General features: G+C 43.7%; 10 protein-coding genes. 1 reads left to right on the forward strand and 9 read right to left on the reverse strand.

The window, feature by feature from the left end:
- Nucleotides 1–95 precede the first annotated feature (95 nt).
- The 6 genes from BI182_RS13075 to BI182_RS13100 form a co-directional block, all read right to left on the reverse strand.
- A complete protein-coding gene (locus BI182_RS13075; RefSeq protein WP_286808498.1) occupies nt 96–6,410 on the reverse strand; it encodes a hypothetical protein in 6,315 nt (2,104 codons plus the stop codon).
- Nucleotides 6,411–6,630: 220 nt separating this feature from the next.
- Nucleotides 6,631–7,173, reverse strand: a complete 543-nt coding sequence (locus BI182_RS13080) for a hypothetical protein (RefSeq protein WP_286808499.1) — start codon at nt 7,171–7,173, stop codon at nt 6,631–6,633.
- Nucleotides 7,174–7,200: 27 nt separating this feature from the next.
- Nucleotides 7,201–8,907 (reverse strand): hypothetical protein, encoded by a 1,707-nt coding sequence (locus BI182_RS13085; protein ID WP_286808501.1) that lies wholly within the window; start codon nt 8,905–8,907, stop codon nt 7,201–7,203.
- 5 nt (nt 8,908–8,912) lie between these two features.
- On the reverse strand, nt 8,913–9,809 hold the full coding sequence (locus tag BI182_RS13090; protein ID WP_286808503.1) for a hypothetical protein: 897 nt from the start codon (nt 9,807–9,809) through the stop codon (nt 8,913–8,915).
- A gap of 185 nt (nt 9,810–9,994) precedes the next feature.
- The gene (locus tag BI182_RS13095) at nt 9,995–10,207 is read right to left on the reverse strand and encodes a hypothetical protein (protein WP_286808504.1); all 213 of its coding nucleotides are present in this window, start codon (nt 10,205–10,207) and stop codon (nt 9,995–9,997) included.
- On the reverse strand, nt 10,191–12,407 hold the full coding sequence (locus BI182_RS13100; protein ID WP_286808506.1) for a leucine-rich repeat domain-containing protein: 2,217 nt from the start codon (nt 12,405–12,407) through the stop codon (nt 10,191–10,193). Before BI182_RS13100 ends, BI182_RS13095 begins: the two co-directional genes overlap by 17 nt.
- 290 nt (nt 12,408–12,697) lie before the next feature.
- Here BI182_RS13100 and BI182_RS13105 point away from each other — a divergent pair, with 290 nt between their 5' ends.
- Nucleotides 12,698–14,467, forward strand: a complete 1,770-nt coding sequence (locus tag BI182_RS13105) for an O-antigen ligase family protein (protein WP_286808508.1) — start codon at nt 12,698–12,700, stop codon at nt 14,465–14,467.
- Between the two features lie 42 nt (nt 14,468–14,509).
- Here the strand turns inward: BI182_RS13105 and BI182_RS13110 are convergent, their stop codons facing one another.
- The 3 genes from BI182_RS13110 to BI182_RS13120 are packed head-to-tail and all read right to left on the reverse strand — an operon-like array spanning nt 14,510 to nt 20,657.
- A complete protein-coding gene (locus tag BI182_RS13110; protein WP_286808509.1) occupies nt 14,510–16,438 on the reverse strand; it encodes a leucine-rich repeat domain-containing protein in 1,929 nt (642 codons plus the stop codon).
- Between the two features lie 56 nt (nt 16,439–16,494).
- A complete protein-coding gene (locus BI182_RS13115) occupies nt 16,495–18,228 on the reverse strand; it encodes a leucine-rich repeat domain-containing protein (protein WP_286808511.1) in 1,734 nt (577 codons plus the stop codon).
- Between the two features lie 17 nt (nt 18,229–18,245).
- Entirely contained in the window at nt 18,246–20,657 is a 2,412-nt protein-coding gene (locus BI182_RS13120; RefSeq protein ID WP_286808512.1) for a leucine-rich repeat protein, read from the reverse strand.
- Nucleotides 20,658–21,214: the final 557 nt, after the last annotated feature.

The following is a 21,214-nucleotide window of genomic DNA, read 5'->3' on the forward strand; positions in this document are numbered from 1 at the left end:
TTTGGAGCTTTCCCTTGATCTTTCCCTCCCAACTCAATCAGTTAAGTTGCATAAGTTAAGTAGCGGTAGGCAGGTGCCGTTTACCCCTAAACCGCTTATACACCACCAGCAAGGTTAGTTCCAGACAACGTAAAGTTACTGGTAACACCATCAGATTTGGCCAAAGTATAGGCATTTCCAGCTGTTCCGGTAACTTTTGCTGTAATTGTTACAGTTGCTGTTCCACCATTGGTCGCGCCTACGTTAGTTTTACCAGCAATAGCAGCTGCCAATGTAGACGCTGTCGTCGTGGCGTCTGCGCCGACAGCGATTGATGTTCTACCAACAGCATTTGTAAGACCAGCGCCAGCTGGAACAAATACATATACAGATGCTGTTCCATCGTTCACCGTTAACGTATCCTTGTCTGTGCCTGCTGAAATTGTAGGTGTAGACACAGCATCGAACTTAAGCGTTTCCCGCAAGTCTTTTTCTGGCGTTGAAGATGCTGCAACCGCTAAAGTAGCCCCAGTTCCATAGGTTTTTGTTGTAACAGTTATAACATTGGCCGCTTGTGTAAATACGACATCATTTCCTGCAAAAGCGGTATTTAATGCTGTTACATATTCTGCCGCAGTTGGATTAGCTCCTGCTGCTCCACTTGTATTAACCGTTCTTTCAACCGCCGCCCCATCAATAATAAGCTTTAGCTGTGAATCGTTGGCTTTGGCTACATCAGCTACAGCTGCCCCACCAACGATTGATGCTTGTGTCGCAGTTTCAATTGCATTGTTATCAATCGTTATGGTGCCTGTTGCTGCGGTTGCCGCAGGTGCCGACACCGTAATCCCGGTAATCTTCACCTCATGGTAATTATTAAGATCTGCGATCTCACTGACCCTAAAACCAATAACTACAGCATCACCCGGATTCCCTGTTACGATGCCATTGGCATCAACATTAGCATTACCTAGATTTTTGACTTCGACCTTATATTTCGTCTTATCTTTCAACAAGTTCTGAGCCCTTGCCAATAAATTGGTAGTTTTTACAACATCGGTCGACAGATTAGCCGTAGTCAGATCTGAACCAACGAATGCCGCCGTAAACTTGAGACCAAGGCGTGCTGTCATCAAATCACCGGTTGCTTTTTGGCAATCGGTCTTTTTGAGGTTCTGCAAATCATTAAGATTCGACGGTACGTTTAAATAGGTTGTTTCATAAAGACCCCAGGTTGCACTGGTATAGTTGCCTTTTGAAGTCACTAACGCTTTAAATTGGGCCACTTCATTGTTGTAGGCGTTTATATCAGCCTCTTCTGCCCTTTCCCAAAGAGTCTTTTGAGCATTGGTGATAAAAGCGGTTGCATTTTCTATCTTCGTCTGATCCATTTTAACCCCAGGTGCCGACTCAATCCGATTGAGAATCTCATAACTGTTGCAATCCCTGACATAATCGTCATAGGATTTTTGGGTATATCGAGGTGCTACCTTGGCCATAGTTTCGGTCCAGATCTCAAGATCATCCCGCCATGGTACTGATTCGTTGAGTGCTTTATCATAGGCGGTATAATCTAAACTAATTCCATCCGGATTAGGTGCAACCGGTCTAAGCTTACTGATCGCTTTATTGATGTCAGCAACCGCCGCCAAAATCACCTCCGGTCGACTGCTGTCGTTAATAGCGGTCTGCTGCCAGGATGAATCAGAATAGGCTTTAGCATATTTTTCAACTGTCGCCACATAAGCTTCCCATGTTTCTTTATTATCGGAACTGCCAGAAATGACGTACGTGTTGAGTGGTTTTGGCACAGCTGTCCTAACCTGCAAGTGATTACGGAGATACATTTCAATCGCATCTTTGAACTTATTCAACTCCGTCTGATTGGTTCGCACCAAAAACGTTTGAGCTTCTTTTATCTTATCTGTTGCCGTATTAACTTTATCCTGATCAGTATCTTTTGTATAATTGAGATACGGTTTTATTGCCTTTTCATAGATGCCCCATGACGTCGGGGTATACGAAGTAGAAGCATCTGTTTTCGATAACGCTTCATTGTAGGCGGTTAAGATTGATGCCGTATTTTCAGGTAAATTCAGCCGTTGCTGTGCCCGCTTTATTGCATCAACCGCAATTTTGATTTCGTAATCCGAATTGTCACCAGACACAACATACTTAGCCAATTCGGTGATATAGGTTTTCCATGGCGCTGTTTTAAAGACACTGGGATCGGTATAATTATCAAGTAAATCATAATACTCGTCGGTATTCCCCCGTGGCAACAGATTGAGTTGGGCCAACTCGATTAAATCAACTGCTCTGTTAATTTCGGCCTGTGAATTGTCAGGTGTTACAAAATATCCTTTTGTCGTCAGTTTCTTCTCGTATTCCGTCCAGGACTTGGTCGTCCAATCAGCTTTTTTAACCTTGTTCAGAATTTCATAATACGCCGTTAAGTCACCCCGGACAACCAGTTTTGCCTGGGCCCGCTCAATCTTCACTACCGCTGCATCAATCTGGGCCTGAGATTTATCCCGATCCATTTCATTGCTGCTGAGCACCTTGGCGTAGATCGACCAGGAGGTTGATGTGTATTCGGTCTCTTTCATAGGGTGCAGTGCTCTGGTATCGGTCGCATCATCCGGATCTTTGCCCAGAACAATATTATATTTCAACAGATTATTGTAACGGGTCAACAAGCCACCTTTTAACAGCTTAAACTGGGCTTTCTTAATATTCGCCACCGCCAGATTAACTTGCGCCTGGGATTTATCAAGATCCATCACATTGGCATCAAGAACCTTCTGATAAACAGCCCAGGAGGAGGTGGTGTAATCTCCTTCATTCATTAAGACAGGAGCTTTTGTCGCTGCTGCATCGTCGGGATCGCCACCGAGAAACAGATTATATTTAAGCGCCTTGTTATATTCACTGAAATCATCGGCACGCTCTACCAGCTTTCGTTCGGCTTCCCGCAGTTTTACTACCGCTGCATTGATCTTTGTCTGCCCATCCTGTGGTGTCACATAATTGGCATCAAGAACCTTCTGATAGACAGCCCAGGAAACCGAGGTGTAATCTTCCGGTAAAAGTCCGGTCAGTCTATTGTATTCAGCAATGTCAGTGGCCGCTTTGGCCAGTTTAAGTTGTGCCAGCCGGATTTTCTCGGTTGCCGCATCAATATCGGCCTGACTATGGTTTTTGGTCATCTCATTGGCTTCCAGCACTTTCAGATAAACATCCCAGGTCGCAGTGGTATAGTCTTCCCGCTTGACCGCCTTAAGCACCAGATTGTAGGCGGTCAGATCCCCGGCTTTAACCAGCTTCTTCTGAGCCGCTTCAATGTTAATAACCGCTTTGTCAATGGCTGTCTGGGTATCCTTTTCCTTATCCATCGTCAGGGTGTTTTCCGTTACGACCTTCTGGTAGATCCCCCAGCTCACCGAAGTATAAAGATCTTCTTTTCCTTCGGTAGCCGCCAGCAATTCTTTATATTTGGTGTAGTCTAATCGTCGAGCCAAGTTATTCTGAGCAATTTCAATCTTCTTGACCGCTGCGTCCACCTCAGTTTGGGTATTATTCTCGGACATCACATTTTCTGATAAAATTTTCTGATAAATAGCCCAGGAGGCAGGGCTGTAATCATACTCCACAGCCCCTGCCAGAAGTTCCAGATAACGGGTCAAATTGACTTTTCTTTTGAGAACCTCTTTCTGGGCTGCAATAATATTCTTCGTCGCTGTGTCTATCTGCGTCTGGGTATTGGCCGTGGTCACCACATTGGCTTTTACCACCAGCTGATAGGCAGTCCAGGTTTCAGGAATATACTCTACTTCTTTAGCGGCTTCCAGAGCGTTGTTATAAGCGGTTAAATCCACCACTTTGACCAGCTTGGCCTGGGCGGCTTCAATCTTTTCAATAGCTGCCTGAATCTGAGCTGCCGAACTTGCCGCTGTTACCACATTGGCTTTGACCACCGTCTGATAGGTCGTCCAGGAGGCCGGGGTGTAATCGGCTTGTTTCACCGCTGCCAACAGGCCGTTATAGGCGCTCATATCGTATTTTCGCACCAGTTTGCTTTGAGCATCAGTAATCCGCTTGGTTGACAGATCAATCAGACTCTGGGTATCGTTGCGGGTTCTGACGTTAGCATTAACAATCGTCTGATATGTTGCCCAGCTGGCCGCCGTGTAGTTTTCCTTACGTACCGCCGCCAATGCTGCGGAATAAGCCGTCAAATCACCAGCTTTAACCAGACTCTTCTGGGCAGTCAAAATTTTTTCAGTCGACAAGTCGATCTTGACCTGGCCATCCTCGACGGTGCGCACATTGGCTTTAACCACCGCCTGATAAGCCAACCATGATGAAGCGGTATAATCAGCCTCTGTCAGCCCGGCCAGGGCGATGTTATAGGCCGTCAAGTCGCCTTTTTTTACCAGATTGGCTTGAGCCGCCAGAATGTTTTTCGTTGCCTGATCAATTTCAGTTTGCGTGTTTTCGCCATCTACCACGTTCGCCTCAACCACCTGCTGATAAAGTTTCCATGAGGCGGCGGTATAATCAGCCTCTTTAACCTTGGACAGAGCCTTTTCATAGGCACTGAGATCACCATCTTTCAAGACAAGGTTCTCCTGGGCGGCCAGAATGTTTTCAGTCGCCAGATCAATCTCACTCTGCGAACTGTTGGCCGTCATCCCATTGGCTTTGACAACCTTTTGGTATTCCGCCCAGGTTTCGGTGGTGTAGTTGGCTTGTTTCACTGCGGCCAAGGCATTTTTGTAATTCGTCAAATTGCCTTTTAAAACCAGATTCAACTGAGCCGCCAGAATTTTATCGGTTGCTTTATCAACCGCATCCTGTGCTGCTGCTGCTGACGCCCGATTCGCTGTTACCACCTTCTGGTAAGCCATCCAGGAAAGTGGCGTGTAATCATTCTGGTTAACCGCTGCCAGGGCTGTTTCATAAGCTGTAAAGTCAGCTTTTCCTACCAATTTAAGCTGAGCTGCCACTATTTTTTCGGTCGCCGCATCGATTGCTGTCTGGCCACTGGCGGCGGTAACCTTATTGGTTTTAACGACATTCTGATAAACCAGCCAGGACGCCGGGGTATAGTCGGATTCAGAAACCGCTGCCAGCGCCGCTTCGTAGGCACTGAGATCAGCCGCTTTAATCAGATTTTTCTGGGCTGCGGCAATTTTTGCCATGGCTGCTTCAATTTGTGACTGGGTATTGTTTTCAGACATCACATTGGCATCGACAACGTCCTGATAAGCTGCCCAGCTTTCAGTCGTATAATCAGCTTCCTTTACTGCTGCCAGCAGACTTTTATAGCCGGTAAAATCCAAACGTCGAACCATCTTCTTCTGGGCTTCCTCAATGTTTTTAACTGCCTCATTAATAGCAGTCTGGGTATTTGCTTCAGTTACCACATTATTAGCCAGCACCTGCTGGTATTCCGCCCAGGACTCGGGCAGGTAGTCGGATTCAATTACACCGGCCAGCAGTTCATTGTAACGGGTCAGGTTGACCTTTCGTTGTAGTCGTTTTTGAGCTGCCTGAATGTTTTTAACGGCTGCGTTAACAACCGCCTGACTATCATCTTTGGTGACATAGTTACTCCAGACTGTATCCTGATAACTTTCCCAACTTTCCGGGGTATAGTCAATCTCATTGACACTGCTGATGGCCTGATTATAGACCGACAGATCACTGCCCCTGACCAGCGATTTCTGAGCATCAAGGACAGCCTCGGTTGCCTCAATAATCGTCTCTTTCTCGTCATCTTCAGTAACGGCATAAGCTTCCACCACTGCCTGGTAATAGATCCAGGACAGGGAGGTGTAATTTTCCTCTTTTACAGCCGCCAGGGCTTTTTTGTAAGCATCATAGGCATCGTTGGTCTCAACCAGGGTGATTTTTATCCCTTCCAGCCGATAGCCTTTGCCACTGGTTCCGGCCGATTCGCCACTGACAAACCAGGTTGATACATCGTTTTCATCCCGCAACCAGCCGACATTCTGTACCTGTACATTATAACGCAGCTGATAATCCGGGAGATTCCGCAGGTTGAGGGTGATCCGCTCCAGCCGTAGGCCCTTTCCTTCGGTTCCCGCCAGACTTCCCATATCAAAGGGACCCAAATCGCCTTCATTCTGAACGTGAACGTAGGTTTGAATATTGGCTCCAAACGGCAGATCAGCCCCTGTCAGTTCGACCCGTAAGGCCTCTAACCGCTTGGATTCTCCCACAGTTCCTGAAAGAGCGCCATTGCTTTTCCAGGCACTTTCCCAGCCATAATCCTGGATATGCGTTTTGTATTGCACCCCATAGGTTGCTGTGGTTGTTACTTCTGCTGCTGCAACACTGCCGGGGGAAAACAACATTGATGCAGTCAGGATTGAGCCAAACAAAGCCGCCATTGATTTTTTCATGATTGACCTCTTTTCTTTTTATCTATAAAACCACTTTTCAATATAAATATTCTTATAGTATATCGGACATTTTTTACTTTTCCTGATTAAATTTTAGCAGTTTCCTGCCTTTTTTTCAATCATTTAATCTATAATCAAGATTGTACCCAAAAGAAAAACCTGATCCAATTACTGAATCAGGTTTTTAACTAATTTTTAAGTTATTCAGATATGCCAGTTTTTACTCCGGTTTCAAATCTTCCGGTGTTGTCGCCAGAACATCACCAACAAAGGCATTAAACTCCGGATTAAAGGTTAGCTCAACACCGCCGTAGGAAACCTTATAATCTTGTGGGTTTTCAGCTTCCAGCGTAATTACCACAGTTTTACTCCCAGGTACCAGCGACTGATAGAATTTCACGGTTGAATTTGGCAATGGTTTTCGCACCTCTTTTTCATAAACTGTCTCATTTTGAACATCAACAATAAATTGTGATTTGGTTTCCGGTTCCGCTTTAGCAGTAAAGAGGTAAAGCTTTTCCAGTTTAACACTATCGCTTAGGGTAATTTCAAAACCTTCCAGCGCAGCTTCATCGGTTACTATTCCAGTGTTTTCATAATCATTGATGCTTAAAGCTTCTTCTCTGTCTGTCTGTTCTGCAAAATATTGCTCCAGGATTTTACTGGCCCGGTTTGCATCCGAATTCATAAATCCCAATACCAATAACACCGCAATTGCGACAACCGCAACGGCACATCCAATAATAATTGCTTTCTTTTTCATTGTTACTCCATTCTTTCTTTATTTTCTCTATGGCCTGAACAATCCCAGATAGGTGATGTTCAGGCCGCGATTACCGGGATCCGTAAACGGCCCGGATAATCCCTTGACAATTGCCCCGCCCCCTTCTAGCGCCTTGGCTCCACCGGTGTAAAGCGGGGTTTGAATGGCGTCAAATCCTGTTTGTCCGCCAAATCCGTAAATGCCTTTACTGTCTCTTCGTAGCAATGCAGCTCGAAAATTAGTCATTAGTTTCCCAAAGTTGATACTACCATCAATATGCTTTTTAACAACTTTTTCTACTGCCTGATAACCGCCTGAATCTTCGACTATGATTTCTCTGAAAAATTTGACCTGATGACCGACTCCCAAGGCCTCATTCATCTGCGCCGTCAGATACTGGGAAAACAGATAGGAAAGGGCGTAATTGGCCAACACTTCATTACTGTTGTTCCAGTTAAGCAGCGACCGACCATTACGGATTGCCGCTGACTTATTATAATACTCAATCCGACTACTTTGAACCCCCTCATAGAGATGCTCGGCACTGAGTGACAGTGCTTCATTGAGCCAGGTTTCCATTGGTCGCTTTTCTTCTAGCTGATTTCGGTTGGCATTGACCAGATGCTGAAACTCATGTGCCAGCGTTGAGTAAACCTTTGTGACATCCGGATTGGCCGGATCAGTTCCCATGGTTGGCCAGGTATCAGCATAGAGCAATTCCATCCGATTTGAACTCGTCGTTCCAGTTAAATCATTGCCAGCAAAGTATCCGCCGGTATAAGCACTACCGGAGCCACTGTAATTATCGATAATATCGTAGCAAAGAATTGCCACCTTGCCATCGCCATTAACATCCGATTCGGTGTAATAGTTGTCACGAATCAGTGCATAAATCCGACTTTCAAACTCACCACCCATTATAGCAGCCATCTCATCCGTGATGATCACTTTGGGATTATTCTGTTCAACCCAAACCTCAACCTGATCGCCCGAATAGGCCAGACGGGCACTTAAGGTATCGCCATAGGTAGCTGTCCGATAATTGTAAACATAAAAAGATCGGGTATCACCCTGGGCTGCTGCGGCAAAACTATCCTGCATAGCAGCTGGTGGTGATAACGCATCAGCTGTCTCATCAGCCGGCAAACTGGGATTTACACGAAAAGCTTCATCATCGAGATCGGCCGTATCCAGGGTTTCAATGGAATCCCCCGAAATACTAAGCGTTCCAGTAGATTGGGTGGTGGCAGCATCAGTGGATTCATTGCTGATTAACAGCCAATCTCCATAAATGAGGCTCCCTACCCCTTCAATATTCCCCTGACTATTGACAACCTTGACCCCGCTGACCTCTGCTTCAAGTTTTTTAGCCCCAGCCGAGGCCAGATAAGAATCAATATTGAAAGCTGTACCCTGCAGCTGTGCCTTCAGTAAGGCTGCCGAAGCGGCGGCATAATCCATATAGCCTTTAACCGTATCATAAAGACCCACCACTGCACCACCGGTATTAATCACCCCGGTAAAGTGGCGGTACATGTTGCCGGCAGCTTTTGTGGGGTCAAGCTGATAAGCCAGGTATGAACTGTTAATGGCGTCCTTATTATAGGAATAATATTGACCGCCGGAATCCTTGAGTAAAAACTGATCAAGCTTGGCCAACGTCGTTGTCCCGCCAGCAATCAACAATACTGCCAGGATGACAGTGACCAATAACTTTGAGCTGAAACCGTTCATCTGTTTTATCTCCTGGTCGTGGTGGGCTGCAGGTTTTCTGCCGTTGCTGTAGGCACATCCCCGATATAGGCACTAAATTCACCATTGTAGGTTAAGGTCACGTCGGCATAAGTCACCTTGTAGTTTTCCGGCTGATCAGTCGCCAGTTTGACCAGGGCAATTTTCATTCCCGGCGATAAGGATTTATAAAACTCAACCGTCGCTGTCGGCAGGGGCTGATCCGATGTTCCCGGATCAGTGGTGCCGCCGCTACCCGGATCAGTCGGTGTTCCTGAAGAGCTTCCTGAACCGGAGGAGGTATTTGAACCAGATGATGTGTTGCTCCCTGACTGGCTGGTTGAACCGGACTGGTTGCTGGCCGATTGGGTGGCACCGCCTGTTGATGACGCAGTGCCTGAGCTACTGCCCTGGGTGGCGGGCTGATCATACAATTCCGTTTTCGCTGATTCCAGCTGTTGGGTTACGGTTTCTTTGAGCTCCGGGGTGGTTTCGGTTTCGATCTTAGCAAAAGCCGCATCAACGATATCTTCTTCCAGTAGTGGTGACACTTTTACATAAATCGGCACCCCACCCTGAAGGGTACTGACAAACTTCTGAAAAACCTCCTTATTGGCTATATCCACCAGAAAAACCGGATTGGTCTTTTTGTTTTTGGTCGGTTCAAAAACGTAAAGTTTATTTTTACTGGCAGCATCACTGACCAGTATCAATTCCTTATTTTCAATGCTTTTTGTTTCAATGACACCATTTTGCTGATAGTCATCGATATAAAGTTTATGCTCGCGAATTTTAAAATACTCAGCCAAAACTTCCTTCGCCTGCTTGTCTTCGGAAGGAGCACAACCCGACAGCAGCAGAATTCCCATCAACAGAATTATTGCAATCCCATATTTTTTTTTCATTTTTTCATCCCTCTATGATTTTTTTCGTTCAGCCATCTTGCAGACTTATCAATTATACCGTATAGAGCATGAGTATACCATAGATTTTGTAAATTAAGCTTAAAAAATATCGCCAGATGGGTTTTCCGGCGATGCTTTGGTTTTTTTATGAAATAATAATAAAATAGTTGTTCTGTTGGCATTTTTTAATTGATGACATTTCCATCCTTATCGACTGTCTTGATATTCGTCACCGTTTCTTTTAGCAACTTGGCATCATCGCTGGTAAAATAGGCCATAAGATCAAATGTCTCCTTTTTCATCTGGGCAAGCAGGCAGGCGTTTGCTGCGGCACCATAATCCAGATATCCTTTGGCCGCATCTTCCAAGTTTCTCCTTTTCTTAATGAATATTCCCATCTTTATCCACATTGCCAATACTGCTTATCCCTTTTTCATAAAGTTTTGCATCACTGCGCCCGAAATAAGCTCCGATATCGAATGTTTCACCCTTCATCTGCGCCAGCAAGCTGGCGGTGGCGGCCGCACTGTAATCCATATAACCCTTCGTCAAATCCTTTAAAGCCACAATCTGACATTTTTGATTCAGGAAGTGCTGGTACATTTTCGCTGCCGCCAGATCCGGGTTAATCTGGTAGGCCAGATAGGCATTGTTAAAATCGGTTTTATTGTACAAGAAGTAGCTACCGGTCGGATCCTGACCGATAAAACCGCTTAGTTCGCCTTTTGGGGCTTCGCCATCGGATACAAAGGGAATGTCATATTTATCCGCATAAGTTTCAATATAAGAACCGGTTAAACCATAAATGCTGGTATTAGGCGAATATTCAAAAATATTTGTAGTGATGGCAGAAACGCTTTCCGGCATTTCGACTTTTGACAATAGTGGACAGCCTCTAAAAACTTCTCTACTGCCGATAGTCGTCAGGCCTTCAGGGATACTGACAGTTTCAAGACTGTCACACCAAGCGGCGGCCTGGTCGCCAAGACTGATCAATCCGCTACCAAATCTCAGACTGGTGAGGTTTTTACAGTAGACAAAGACACCCGAACCAATGATTGAGGTTTTATCAGGGATCGTGATTGAACTGATTCCATCACAGTGTAAAAAAGCAGCATTTCCAATGGATTCCAGTGACTCGGGTAAATTAATGCTCTGCAGATTATAACATCGCCAAAAAGCTCTGTTACCTATTGATTTTACACTTCCGTTAAAAATCACTTCTTTTAATTTTGTACAACTATAAGCCATGTCCGAGGGAATCTGTGTAACTCCTTTTCCGATCATCAGTTTTTCGAGCGAGTCACATCCACTAAAAATTCCGCTACTGTATGTATCTGAGTCTTCAAGACTGGTGACAGAATCTGGAACGGTGACTTCAGTCAGCAAATCACGGTCTGCAAATGCACCTGAACCAATGGCTACAACCGAAAGACCGGCGAGAGTTTCCGGGATTGTCAGAATGCTGTCTGATCCTTCATAATATGAAATTTTAACGCCATCGGTAACCGGTTCATACCAGTAATAATTCTGGAAGTTTCCGATCACCAGAAAAGTAATGTGATTCGCAGTTGCAAAACTTTCTGCTATTGAGCCACTTTTCCCGATAATTCTCTTTAAGGCATTCAATGAATAATCACCTGAATCGGTGCTTTTTATGATTTCTGTCGAGCCAGAAGGTATTAGCAATATTTCCAGATTATTATAGCCAACACCATATGGAGAACATCCTGAAAAAGCAAATTCTTCAATTTTTTTAAGTTCACTATTGCTTTCAAACCGGGTTAACGCTGAATCAACAATAGCATATGAACCCACTGTGACCAGCGGTTTTCCGCCCAGTGTGGCAGGAAGAACCAAGGTATCGGCATTTCCTTCGTAATGGACAATTTTTGCTCCATCTTCTTCGATTACATACCAGAAACCATTTTCAACACTGTTCTGATCAACAAAAATCAAGTTTTCCAATCCCGCATCTCTGACATAATCTTGCGCAGCTGATCCGCTTGTCCCAATCACTTTCAGCCCCATATTCATAGCGCTGCTGGCGCTGATAGCATTTGCTTCAATCACCGTTGTGGTTGCTGGAATCGTAACTGTTTGTAACGAATAATTACCAATCGCATTCGCTCTGATGGTGGTGACATTTGAGCCAATGATAATGTTTTTATAGATGCCATTAGAATAAAGTGCATAACTCGCAATTTCAACTACCGGCTGTCCATCCAGGGTGTCGGGTATAATCACTTGACTATTGCCGCCTTTGTACTTCGTAATCGCAATCCCACCACTGACCGCTATATATTCATACTCCCCAGATATCGCCTGAGTTACAATCTGTGTATCCGATGTAGCCGACATGTCAGCCGCAGCACTTACCAATTTGGGCAATACCAGCGATTGAACCGAATTAAGGGGAGAATTCTCACCCGTTTCAGTATCAATTTTCTGCTCTGTATATGCCGACTCTACGGAACTGTCTGTAAATAAAAAATCCTCCCCAGTTTCTGAATCCTGCTGCGCCAGTACCGCTACTGGCATCATGCTGCACAAAAAAATAATTAAAAATAGACCGAATTTTTTAAGCTTTCTTTTCATAAAACGCCTCTCTCTTTTTTATAAGTCAAGTCCAACACCTCTAGTCGCCATCATTGCACTAAGATGCTTTTCTACTTTTTTTACTCTTAAATTCAAGCAGTATATTTAGACTTTAAATCAAAACTGTGATTTTGTTTTCTTTCTGGTTATTTAGCCTACATAGCTTTGTATCATTATCTTTCGATAATTTTGCTTGAATTTTGTTTAAGTTGCATTTATGCTTATCTTAACATCATAACATATTGTTTTTTGATCGGAATAAATAAAGTATACAGATTACAGGAGACCAGATGAAAAAAACAGGAAAATACAAACCTCAATCAAAGACAAATCGATCCCCACTTCATTTTTTTAGGGACACCTTTCTGACAATTAATTCCAACTCACTGGAATTACGGATTTTTAGCTTAATGCTCTTTCTCTTTCCTTTTCTACTGGGACTATTTTTTGAATTCACTGCAGCCTTTACCGGCATCGTTCTCAGCTTTTTTATATGCTTTCTGATCATCCGCAAAAAAACTCTGCGGCTGGCCCTTAATTTCAATTCCATCCTGCTTCTGCTGGTTTTCTTTTCCTATCTGCTGGTCATCCCCTGGTCGGTGGATTGGGGGATGAGCCTGATCGGCTGGGTTAAATTCTCCGTCCCGATTCTTTTTATGCTGGTTGTTATGCAATTTGAAGAAGCAGAAATTCAGAAAAGTTATGCCATGATCCCCCTGGTTGGAATTATCATGGTGATTTTAAGTGGAATCGCCTATTTCATCCCCTTTCTGGCCAATATTCTAATTGATGCCGGTCGCCTTGGGGGCTTTTTTCAGTATCCCAACACCTTTGCCTTATTCCTAATGATCGGAATGTTGATTCTTCTGGAAAACAAGCCGTCTGAACCTGGCACAATGATCCAACTCGTCATTCTGACCCTGGGGATCATCCTGACCGGCTCGCGTATCAGCCTGGTCATGCTGGTGATCGTGTTCTTATTTTATGCGCTTAGCAACAAAGCACTTCGAAAAACCGTTTTGTTACTGGCTGGCGGCAGCTTACTCGTTGTGTCCCTCTTTCTGATTTCCGGTCTGGACTTCAATACCATCAATCGATTAACGGAAATCCTTACCAATCCCAGCACCCTGCTGGGGCGTTTTTTGTACGCCCGGGATGGTCTTCTCATGCTTTTAGAAAATCCGCTGGGAGTGGGTTATCTGGGCTATTATTATTTACAGCCGCAGTTTCAGACTGGGGTCTATACCGTTAAATTTATTCACAATACGCTTCTGCAGCTGGGGCTGGATGCCGGAATAACGGCACTCCTTGCCTTTATCGCCGTATGTTTCAACAGTTTTTTCCACGGCCAGATGAAACGGCTGGATAAGTTGATTTTTATTGTGATCCTCGCCCACAGCTTTCTGGATATGGATTTTCAGTATCTGGTGATCGTCTTTATTTTTATTATGACCTTATCCTTCGGTGAACGAAAATCCTATTTCAACCGCAAGTGGCTGGGACTTACCATCTCTATCCTTGTGATATTAACCGGTTTTTACACCTATTTTCTGATCGCTTTAGGCAATGATTATCTGGGCAAACAAAACACGGCCTATCAAATGATGCCTTTTGATACCGAAATAAAAATTTATGCCCTGAGCCAGGCAGGTACCACCGAAGCAGTCACTTACTGGGCAGATTCCATTCTTTCCAGCAATCAGACGATTGCCCTGGCTTATAAGGGCAAGGCGATGGTCGCCGCCGAAGAGAAAAACTATGAAGAGATGGTTCTTTACATGGAACAAGCCATCAACTGGAATCCCTATGATCTGGGTGACTATCAGTTCCTGCTGGCCAAGCTTTCCGAAACGATGACCTATTATAACGCTCAGGGGGATTTGGCAAACGTTCAAAAATATGCCGAAATTGCCCTTGATATACCCAACCAGCTGGATGCGATGAAAACCCGCACCAGCTGGCTGGGGACAAAGATTACCGATCAGCCTGAGCTTGAGCTTTCAGATACTGAAAAACAGTATCTGAAGCAGTTGCAGGAATATCTGGAGGCTTTCAATTAAGGCTTGATCTGGTTTTTCTTCCTTCTTTTGATTCAAAACTTTTTAATAGGTAACACTTCCGTCTTTGGCAACATTTCCAACGTTATTAACTGTTTGTCCATAGAGTTTGGCATCGCTGCGGCCAAAATAAGTCTCAATACTGAAACTCTGACCCTTCATCTGGGCAAGCAGACAGGCCGTTGCAGCTGCACTATAGTCCATGTAGCCTTTTGTCGCATCACGAAGTGCCACAATAGTACATTTCTGATTGATAAAATGCTGATACATCTTCGCCGAGGCCAAATCTGGGTTGATCTGATACGCCAGATAAGCATTATTAAAATCAGCCTTATTATAGAGGAAATAATTGCCTTCCGGATCCTGACCGATAAAACCGGTTAGTTCACCCATACCAGGTTCATCCCCCGGATCGTCCGGCTGGCTCCCCAGTTCAACAAAGGGTATTTCGTATTCTTTAGCATAAGACTCGGCATAAGAACCTTTAATCCCGTAAATGTGTGTGTTCGGTGAACCATTAAAGATATAAGGATTAATCGATATTACGCTTTTCGGTATTTCAACTTTTGATAATGCCGAACAGCCTATAAAAACTCTGCTGCTGTCCATTGTTGTCAGACCTTCTGGAATCGAAACTTCCTCCAGACTATCGCACCAGGAAAGAGCTTCTGCACCAAGACTTTTAAGACCGCTGCCAAATGTAATATCAGTGAGTTTTTCACAATAGGTAAAGGCCCATACTTCAATTGTTGCTGTTTTGTCAGGTATATCAAGTGAAGTTATATTACTACACCCCCAGAAAGCACTTTCACCGATTGTTTCCAGTGAATCTGGTAAATTGATGTTAGTAAGGCTATTACATTGATGGAAAGCATATGAACCGATTGTTTCAAGTGAATCCGGTAAATTGATAATTGTAAGACTACTACAGCCAGAAAACGCCCCGTATCCAATTGATTTAATTTTTCCATTAAAAATTACTTCTTTTAGTTTAATGCAACCAGCAGCAAAGCGTGACGGAATTTCCGAAGCCCCTTTCCCCAGGATTATTTTTTCAAGCGAACTACAATTAGAAAAAATACCATCATACGATTCTCCATTTCCAAGCTGCGTTACCGAATCCGGAATCGTAACTTCTTTCAACGTATCGCAGTCGCCAAAGGCTCTTCTTTCTATTGCAACAACCGGTAATCCATCATGGGTTGTCGGAATCATCACTTTTTCTTCAGCGCCGCCATAATAAACTAATTTTACACCACCCGCCACATCTTCATAATAAAAGTTATTCTCTTCACTTTCAACATCCAAAAAGCGAACATCATCAAGGTTCTTGGCAAAACTTTCCGCAGCTGATCCTTTTGAACCATATACATCAACTATACCAAAATTTTCCCATATTATTGCATCTACTGCTATATCCATTGTTGTCTTCGGTATCGTCAGTTTTTTTAACGAGCTACCAAATTCTAGCGAGATACCAAGTGATTTACTTTCAATCGTTTTTACATTATTTCCAACGATGATACTTGAGACACTACTATTTGCAAACGCTCCACTGCCAATCTTTACAACCGGCTTTCCGTCCAGCATATCCGGAATCGTCACTTCAAATTCATGCCCATTATATTTTGTAATCGAAACCCCGCCACTTACTGCCTCATACTCAAAACCGCCTGAAACAGCCTGGGTTTCGATCTGGGTATCCGTTGTTTTAACTGAGTCTTTTTTCGTATCACTTTCCAACTGCGGTAGTGCCATGCTTTTTTGCTGCGGTTCATTTTCAGAAATATCCGGCAAATCCACACCCGTCCCAACTGCCATACTTGTATTTCCAGCCAATTTTTCCACTGCTGTATCTAAGCTTTCTACCGTTGCCAGCGCTGAATCTCCCTGCGCCCAAACAGTCATTGGCATTAATGCCAGCAGAAAAACGACTACCGTCACTAAACAATACTTTCTCATCGCTCTTTTCATACACTCTCTCTTTCCATTTTGATAAATCTTCTTTTGTCTAATCTCTCCTGTGCTTATTAGCTGATATTTCCATACTGATCCACGTTCTTAACATTGGATACGGTTTCTGCAAGCAAACTGGCTTCATCACTGGCAAAATACGTTAGAATATTAAAGGCTTCACCTTTCATCTGCGCCAACAGGCAGGCATTGGCCGCAGCCCGATAATCAAGATACCCTTTGGCCGCATCTTCCAGGGCTATAATCTGACACCCACTGTCTAAAAACTGCTGATACATTTTGGCGGAGGCCAATGCAGGATTAATCTGATACGCCAGGTATGCGTTGTTAAAATCTGCCTGGCTATATCGGAAATACTTCCCACTGGCGCTTTTACCGATATATGAAAGGAATTCAGGCTCAGCCGTGCTACCATCGCTAATTCTCATCGTCAGACTGCTGGTGGCTGTTTTACCGTCAGAATCCTTCACTTCCGCAATCAGTGTATAACTGCCGGCGACTGCCGGCGTAAAGGTTGCGGTATTGGCCGCTCCAAACGCCTGAATGATGCCGGTTTTATCTCCCAGCTGATAAGAAAATTGATACTGGTAGGGTGTTTTTCCCTCAGCACCGAAAGCCGAAAGGGTGATGTTAGTATTAACCAATTGACCGGATGGGAGATCGGTGGTAAAACTTGACAGGCTTAATATCTCCAGGGGAATAAACGGGATACTGTAAGTTGCTGCATAGGTCTCGGCGTAGCTGCCTTTCTTTCCATAAATATTGGCCAGAGCACTCCCATCAAACATATCGCCTGAAATTTTGGTGATTGTCTCCGGGATTACAACCTTTGTCAGTTGCGGACAACGGGCAAAAACATCATAGCCAGTTAATGACGACAGACTCTCCGGCAAGGTCACTTCTTTCAGGCTGTCACAATCTGCAAATGCAACCATATCAAGGCGGGTCAGGTTTTTTCCAAAACTGATGTTTTCCAGCTTATCACAATAGACAAATGCTCCAACTCCGATTGTTTGAGTTTTGTCTGGTATGGAGATGCTGGATATACCTTTACAAAATTCAAAGGCGTTTTTTTCAATCGTAAGCAGTGAGGCTGGCAATGCGATGGTTTGCAGTTTTTCACAATCGGAAAATGCCGATTCACTTATCACCGTCACACCCTCAGGGATATCGACACTGCTTTTAGCAGCCGGGCAGGCATAAATGGTTTCCCCTGAACGACTTAGGAGCATACCATTGACAACTTTAAAATATGCATTTTTCGGATCCACAACAATCTCGGCAAGCTTGAAGCAACCTGAGAAAGGACTAACATGCATGTTTTCCAGACTATTCGGCAGAGTGACTTTTGTCAGATTGGTGCAATTATAAAAAGCTTCATTGCCGATATAATTAACACCTTCGGGGACGATAATCTCGGTAACACTGTCACATGTATTGAATGAACGATAAGAAATATAACGTACCGGTACACCGTTAATCATTGCCGGAATTGTCACTTTTTCATCACTGCCGGTATATTTATTAATAGTAACACCATCATCATAACTGTAATACTCGTAATCCCCTTCCGTTTCAGAAGCAGTTGAGATGACTGCTTCTGCGGGGGACAATTGGGGCATCTTATCACCATTAGTCTGGATAGTATCAAGACTAGGCAGCTTGTCTTTAACTGCTTCATTTTCTTGGGCCAAAACACCGGCTCCTAAAACACCATTGCACATCACAAATGCAATTATTACCAACAAACTCTTTTTTAAAATCCTTTTTTCAAACAAACTTTTCATCATTTACCCTTTCTCCTTGTTTAATAGAACACGTTGCCATTTTTTTCGACTATTCCGACAACGGTAACTGTTTTTTCATAAATTTGGGCATCACTTCTGCCAAAATAGGTATCAATATCAAAAGCTTCGCCGCGCATTTGGGCTAAAAGAGAAGCTGATGCTGCTGCGCTGTAGTCCATATATCCCCTGGTCAGATCTTTGAGAGCTACAATTTGACATTGTTGATTCAGATAATGCCAATACATTTTTGCCCCTGACAAGCTTGGATTGAGCTGATAGGTCAGATAGGAGTTATTAAAATCAGCCTTGTTGTAAAGATAATAATTACCGGCGGGATCTTGTCCCAAAAAACCAGTTAAATCACCTTTTTCCGGTTCTTCTCCAGCCACAATTTTTACTGTATAAGTCACTGTTTTTCCATCAATGGAAATGGATAAAACCTGATTTGTAGCTGTAGCCGAACTGTCAAAACCGGTGATATTGTCGGAAGTGAGGGTTTCGACTTTACTGGTTCCATCACTATAGGTTCCCGTTACCACGAGACCAGAGAGATCCAGGGCTTCTCCAATCTGATAAGTCAGCTTGACAGCCGGGCTGGTAATCGCAATGCTCTGTAGGGTTGCACTTGAGGGAAGATACTTCAGATCAATAAACGGAATGTTATGGACCTCGGCATAGGTTTCAGAATTGGTTCCGGGGATGCCATATATTGTGACCAGGGGACTTTCTTCAAAAGAGACATAGTCAAAATCCGTCTTATTTCCACGCACAATGACCTTAGTTAGTTTTGGACAGCGGTTTCCAGCCGAATTTCCAATACTTGTGACACTCTCCGAAATATCAAGCGTAATTAAATTTTGGCAAAGAAAAAAAGCAGCATCTCCGATGCTAGTCACGCCTTTGGGAATGATAATGCTTGTTAAATTGTCACAACCGCAAAATGCCCACTCACCAATGGCGGTTACACTTCCCGGAATCGTGACACTGGTTTTTCCTCCCGGAAATCCAATCAACGTTGTCTTAGACTTATTGTATAAGACACCATCCTGGCTGCTATAATTGACATTATTTTCATCAACGTTGATGTTCACTAATTGATCGCATCGTGAAAAAGGATTCGATCCCAAGTGAGAAATATTTTTTGATAATCTGATGCTGCTTAGCATCGTGCAATACTCAAATGCATTATCACTGATAGTCGTTACATTGTCTGGTATAATTATTTCTGCCAGGATGCGACATCCCCAAAAGGCCTCATTTCCGATGGTGGTTACACTATCTGGAATGTCAACACTCGTTTGGTTAATGGGGCATTGAATTAGTGTTGTCATCGTTTTGTCATAAAGGATGCCATCCTCAGATATATATTTTTTGTTTTTATCCGATACGGAAATGCTCATCAAACTACTACAATCACTAAACACTTTATCACCAATTGCCGTCACCCCTTCCGGGATCATGATGCTCGTTAATGAAATGCAACCCAAAAATGCACCATCGCCAATGGTTGTAACATCTTTCGGGATTGTTATGCCGGTTAATCCGTTGCAATTATTAAAAGCTTGCTGACCAATGATTGTTACGCTATCTGGAATTGTGATGCTAGATAATCTAGTGCAATTCAAAAATGCATAATCACTGATGGCTGTCACCCCAGTTGGAATTATGATGCTGGTTAATTCACTGCAATATGAAAATACACCTACGCCAATGCTTGTCACGCTATTCGGAACTGAAATGCTGGTTAATCCGTTACAGCCAGTAAAAGCATAATCACCGATGGTTGTCACACTATTCGGGATTGCGATATTGGTTAATCCGCTACAACTCATAAACGCATAATCATCAATAGTCGTAATCCCCGTCGGTAATGTAATACTTTTTAAACCATTACACTCCCCGAAAGTAGAAACCCCAATGGTTGTCACACTATTCGGAACTGAAATGCTCGTTAATCCGCTGCATCCAGAAAAAGCATAATTACCAATTTCTGTCACACTATTCGGGATTGTGATATTGGTTAAACCGCTACAATGACAAAATGCCTGAACACCAATGTCTGTTACACTATTCGGGAGCGTGATGCTTGTTAATCCACTACAATCCTGAAAAGCCAAATCACCAATGGACGTCACGCCATTCGGGAGCATGATGCTTGTTAATCCACTACAACCCCAAAATGCCCAGTCACCAATAGAAACAACCGTGAGCCCACCCAGCGTATCAGGAATCACCACTGCGCCACCACTCCCGGTATACTTGGTTATGGAAACCCCACCTGGACTATTCGTATACTCAAAGTCACCTTCGGTAACGCTTAACTGAATAGTTTCTGTTGTTGCCCCTTTCGCCATGACCCCTATTGGCATCACACTGATCAACACCAGCATAACGACAAGTACATTTAAACCTTTCTTGAATCCCTTTTTCATCGTTAACCATTCCTTTCGCTTCACTCAAAGGACAAGACGTCCTGAAACGTCTCGCCTTTAAGCGTTTTATTCTTTATATCTCAAACTTCGCATGTTAAAAACACCTTAACCCGTTGATGCAAAACGTTTTTCTTGAAAAATATCCATTCAGGCACAAGGTTTCAAGCTACTTTTTATCATTACTGGCAAATTCTTAAGGAACTGATCGAGCAATATGCCCATTTTTTCATCACTGAGATGAAGAATATCCTGGCAAACACTCAGCATCAGCTCAATCAAAAGAAGATAGGACTCCTGATAAGTGATATCAGCCAGTTCATCACATGACCAGTAGAACAATTCCCCGATGCTGCGCACATCAAGGTTGAAACGATTTTCCAGTGACAACAACGTGTAGCGAGTAAAAACAATGGCAACATGAGCCGTCTGGGCATCAAAAGACAGTCCTCTGAAGGATTTTGTCAGTTTCAGATAGGACTTGCATACTTTGAAGAAAACTTCAATCGCCTGGAATTGTCAATAATAGTTCAGTCAAAACGCGCAAGGAATTATCCAAG

It is taken from the genome of Acetobacterium sp. MES1 (genome assembly GCF_002237635.1).
GTDB classification, from domain to species: domain Bacteria; phylum Bacillota; class Clostridia; order Eubacteriales; family Eubacteriaceae; genus Acetobacterium; species Acetobacterium wieringae.